The following is a 4,871-nucleotide window of genomic DNA, read 5'->3' on the forward strand; positions in this document are numbered from 1 at the left end:
CCGCGCGCCTGGCCAACGACGGCGGCGCGGGCGACGTGCTGTGGCGGCCGGGCCTGACGCGTTGATTTGACGCGGCGCGGGCGATAGGCCGTCCCATGCCTCAGCCGGCGCCCGCGTCCGATCCCCTCGCGCAGCGCTTCGCCGCCGTGCGTGCGCTGAGCCTCGCGCTCGCCGCGCCCCTGTCCGACGCCGACGCCAGCGCCCAGTCGATGCCGGACGCGTCGCCCGCCAAATGGCACCTCGCGCACACGACCTGGTTCCTGGAAACCTTCATCCTGCGCGACCATGTGCCCGGCTACCGGCTCCACGACGAGCGCTGGCCGTTCCTGTTCAACAGCTATTACGAAGCCGAAGGCGGCCGCCACGCGCGCGACCGGCGCGGGATGGTGACGCGCCCGACGCTGGACGAGGTGCGCGCCTATCGCGCGCATGTCGACGCGGCGTTGGCGGACGCGCTGCCGGCGCTGGGCGCGGACGCGCGCGCGCTGGTGGAGCTGGGCTGCCAGCACGAGGAGCAGCATCAGGAGCTGCTCCAGACCGACATCCTGCACCTGTTTTCCGAGAACCCGCTGGAACCCGCGCTCTGGCCGGCGGCGACCAAGGTGCGGGTCGTCCCGAGCGAAGTCGAGGGGCCTGTCCCGAGCGAAGTCGAGGGGCCGGGGCCGATCGGCTGGCGCGAGCATGGGGGCGGGATCGTGTCGATCGGCCATGCGGGCCCGGGCTTCGCGTTCGACTGCGAGGGGCCGCGTCACGAGGTGCTGTTGCGCCCCTTCGCGCTCGCCGACCGCACCGTCACCAACGCGCAATGGGCCGCGTTCATTAACGATGGCGGCTATGCCGAGCCGCGCTGGTGGCTGTCGGACGGCTGGGCCTGGGTCAAGGCGCGGGCGATCGAGGCGCCGCTCTACTGGGCGCGCGATGGCGAGGGCTGGACCCGGTTCGGGCTGGACGGCCGCCGTTCGGTCGATCCCGCCGCGCCGGTGACGCACCTCAGCTTCTACGAGGCAGACGCCTATGCGTCCTGGGCCGGCGCGCGGCTGCCCACGGAAGCCGAGTGGGAGGCGGTCGCGGCGGACGAGGACGCGGGCGGTGGCCATCAGCTCGACCGCGCCGGTCCGATCGAGCCCCGGCCGGGCGTCGGGTTGTTCGGCGACGTCTGGCAATGGACGGGCAGCGCCTACCGGCCCTATCCCGGCTTCCGCGCGGCCGAGGGCGCGGTCGGCGAATATAACGGCAAGTTCATGTCCGGCCAGTTCGTGCTGCGCGGCGGCTCCTGCGCCACCCCGCGCGGCCATGTCCGCGCGAGCTACCGCAACTTCTTCTACCCGCACCAGCGCTGGCAGTTCACCGGTGTGCGTCTGGCGCGGGATCTGTAATCGTCATCCCCGCGCAAGCGGGGACCCATCTCCTGACGGTGATGCTTGATCGAGCGGGCGGGAGATGGGCCCCCGCGTTCGCGGGGGTGACCACGACATGACCGACGCCGATCCCCAGTTCCGCGCCGACGTCCTCGCCGGCCTCGCGACCAGTCCCAGGGCGATCCCCGCGCGCTGGTTCTACGACCGGCGCGGGTCCGAGCTGTTCGAGGCGATCACTGCGCTGCCCGAATATTATCCGACGCGCACCGAAGTGGGCATCCTCGGCCGCATCGGGCCGGCGCTGGCGCGGTGGACCGGGCAGGGCCGCGCGGTGGTGGAGTTCGGCTCCGGCTCGTCGGCCAAGACCCCGCTGCTGCTCCGCGCGATCGCGCCGTCGGCCTATGTGCCGATCGACATTTCGGGCGAGTTCCTGCGCGCGTCGGCCACGGCACTGGCGGCGGCGTATCCGGGGTTGCCGGTATGGCCGGTCGAGGCGGATTTCCTGCGCCCACTCGCGCTCCCGCCCGAGGTGGCGGACGCGCCCAAGCTCGGCTTCTTCCCCGGCTCGACGATCGGCAACATGGGCCCGCGCCAGGCGGTGGACCTGCTGCGCGCGATGGCGGGGACGCTGGGGGCCAAGGAACAGGGGGGCGCGCAGCTGCTGATCGGGATGGATCGGGTGAAGGACGCGGCCACGCTGGTCGCCGCCTATGACGACGCGGCCGGCATCACGGCGGCGTTCAACCTGAACCTGCTGGCGCGGATCAACCGCGAGCTGGCCGGCGACGTGCCGCTCGACGCCTTCGCGCACGAGGCGCGCTGGAACGATGAGGCCGCGCGGATCGAGATGCACCTGGCGGCGACCCGCGACCTGACCTTCACGATCGCCGGCGAGCGCTTCGTGATGACGGCCGGCGAGACGATTCATACCGAGAACAGCCACAAATACGGCCCCCGCGACGCCCGCCTGCTGCTCCGCGCCGGCGGCTGGGAACCGGTGGCGGAGTGGACGGACGAGGCCGGCCTCTTTGCGGTGCTGCTGGCGGAGGCACGGGGCGGGTCGGCGGGACCCTGACCGTTGAGGTGGTCAAGTCATGCCATTCGTCATCTTCAAGCGACTGCGGCGATGAGTGTACAACATCTCGTTCATGAGGGGATCGCGACATGATGCATCAACTGGTCACCACCTTCTCCGTCCCGCAAAGTCCTGAGCAGGTTTGGCAGGTGCTCACAGACCTGCCGTCATACCAGTCCTGGAACAGCTTCATGATCGCCGCAGCCGGTGAGCTGGTCGTCGGGAACAAATTGGAGATCACCCTCTCCCCCTCGCCAGACAGGAAAACGACGTTCAAGCCGACGCTCCTCGTCGTGGACAAAAGCCGCGAACTGCGTTGGCGTGGGCGCCTGATCGTCAAGGGATTGTTCGATGGCGAGCATTTCTGGACCTTGGCGGCTCATGGGCAGGGTGGCACGACCATTACCCACGGCGAAACATTCACGGGACTGCTCGTGCGCGTCGTCAAGCCAGAGACATTCAAGCCCGGTTTCGAGCGCATGAACCGCGACATGGCGGCGGAACTGACTCGGCGATTCGACGGCGGATAAACCTCGGTCGGCATTCGGACACATGTTCGTCAGCGACGCTGGTCTGCCATCTTCCACGCTGGGTGTTCGCGCCCTACCGAGCCGTGCATGACCGATCCCGTCGCTATCCTCTCTCTCTGGCGCGAGGGCCCTCGCGTCGTCGCGCTCAACGATCGGCCGGTGCGCAGCCCCGCCCATTATGTGCTGTGCTGGCTGCAACAGGCGTTGCGGGCGACCGACAATCCGGTGATCGACGCCGCCGTCCGGCTCGGCAACGCGTGGCGGCTGCCCGTGCTCGTCTATCACGGCCTGCGCGAGGATTACCCCTATGCGTCCGACCGGCTGCACCGGTTCATCCTGGGCGCGAGCCGCGATCTGGAGCGCGATGTCGCCGCGCGCGGGCTCGCCTGCGTCCAGTTCATCGATCGCGCGAGCCACCGCGAAAAGGGGTTGGTCTACCGCCTCGCCGCGCAGGCCGCGTGCGTGGTGGCGGAGGATCAGCCGGGCTTCGTCGCGCAATGGCAGACGCGGTCATTCGCCGGCAAGGCGGACCTAGCGGTGCTCGCGGTCAACGCCGCCTGCGTGATCCCGCCGCTGGCGCTCGATCAGGGCGTCAAGACTACGTCCGCGTTCCGGCGGCGGCACCAGGCGGCGCGCGAGGACTGGTATGGCTGGACCGACGAGGTCGCGACGGTGCCGGCCTATGCGGGCGAGCTGCCGTTCCGGCCGGATCGGCTTGGCGACCTCGCCGACGCCGACCTCGACGCGCTGGTCGCCGAGTGCGCGATCGACCACACGCTGCCGGTCGCCGCCAAATTCCCCGCGACGCGCGCGTCCGTCGTCGAGCGGCTCGCCCGGCTGCGCACCCACGTGCTGCCGGCCTATGCGCAGGCGCGCGGCGACGGCTCAACCAATGACGGCGCGAGCGAGCTGTCGCCCTACCTCCATTTCGGCGTCGTCTCCCCGCGCGAGATGGTCGCGGTGGTGCAGGAAGCCGACGTCACCGCCGACGCGCGCGCCAAGTTCCTCGACGAGCTGCTGACCTGGCGCGAGTGGTTCCACTACAAGGCGCGCGCGCTGGCGGTGCCCGAACATTACGATCGCGTGCCGAACTGGGCGCGCGCGCAACTGGCCGAGCACGCCGCCGATCCGCGCCCCGACCTGTGGGACCTGCCCGCGCTGGTGCGCGGCGAGACGGCGGACGAGAGCTGGAACGCCTGTCAGAAACAATATCTGCTCGAAGGCTGGATGCACAACAATCTGCGCATGTACTGGGCCAAGCGGCTGATCGCGATGACGCCCAGTCCGGAGGCGGGCTGGGCGACGGCGAACTATCTCAACGATCGGCTGAGCCTGGACGGGCGCGATCCGTCGACCTGGGGCAACATGGCCTGGGCGTTCGGCGACGCGCAGCCGGGCTATCGCCGCTTGCCCATCCAGGGCCTGGTGCCGATGCGCACCGACGCCTCGATCCGCAAACAGGCGAACGGGCCGGCGTTCCTCGCCCGTGAGGCGGCGCGGCCCGCGATCGACGTGCAGGTCCCCGCCGAGCCGCCCGCCGACCCCTATCTGACCGGCGAGGTGCCGTCGCCGATCAGGGCCTGACGCGGGCGCGCGGTTCGTGAGCGCCGCCAAGGTGGCTGCGCCGTTGCCGTGATCCCCTGCTTGCGGCGGGACGGTCTCATCGGCATGGCCGGCGCCATGACCCAGATCAGCGACCTCCTGCGCCTGGCGCCCGTCATCCCGGTGCTCGTGATCGACGACGCGTCCGCCGCGCGGGGGCTCGCCGAGGCGCTGGTCGCGGGCGGGTTGCGCGCGCTGGAGGTGACGCTGCGCACGCCCGCCGCGCTTGACGCGATCCGCGCGATGAAGGGCGTGCCCGGCGCCATCGTCGGCGCGGGCACGGTGGTGACGCCCGACCAGTTCGAC

At 70.7% G+C, this 4,871-nt stretch carries 4 protein-coding genes and 1 pseudogene; all 5 read left to right on the plus strand.

The genetic code is table 11. The features are described 5' to 3' along the window. Positions 1–95: 95 nt before the first annotated feature. The gene (gene egtB, locus HUU95_RS08370; protein WP_174279704.1) at positions 96–1,376 is read left to right on the plus strand and encodes an ergothioneine biosynthesis protein EgtB; all 1,281 of its coding nucleotides are present in this window, start codon (positions 96–98) and stop codon (positions 1,374–1,376) included. A gap of 97 nt (positions 1,377–1,473) precedes the next feature. Further along, entirely contained in the window at positions 1,474–2,433 is a 960-nt protein-coding gene (gene egtD, locus HUU95_RS08375) for an L-histidine N(alpha)-methyltransferase (protein ID WP_174279705.1), read from the plus strand. Between the two features lie 89 nt (positions 2,434–2,522). Next, positions 2,523–2,963 carry an SRPBCC domain-containing protein gene (locus HUU95_RS08380; protein ID WP_174279706.1) on the plus strand — a complete coding sequence of 147 codons (441 nt, stop codon included), beginning with the start codon at positions 2,523–2,525 and terminating at the stop codon, positions 2,961–2,963. Positions 2,964–3,050: 87 nt separating this feature from the next. Then, a complete protein-coding gene (locus tag HUU95_RS08385) occupies positions 3,051–4,547 on the plus strand; it encodes a deoxyribodipyrimidine photo-lyase (RefSeq protein ID WP_174279707.1) in 1,497 nt (498 codons plus the stop codon). Positions 4,548–4,643: 96 nt separating this feature from the next. Next, positions 4,644–4,871, plus strand: a pseudogene (locus HUU95_RS08390) (bifunctional 4-hydroxy-2-oxoglutarate aldolase/2-dehydro-3-deoxy-phosphogluconate aldolase); the annotation flags it as partial.

The sequence above is a fragment of the Sphingomonas bacterium genome, from assembly GCF_903643065.1.
Lineage (GTDB): Bacteria > Pseudomonadota > Alphaproteobacteria > Sphingomonadales > Sphingomonadaceae > Sphingomonas.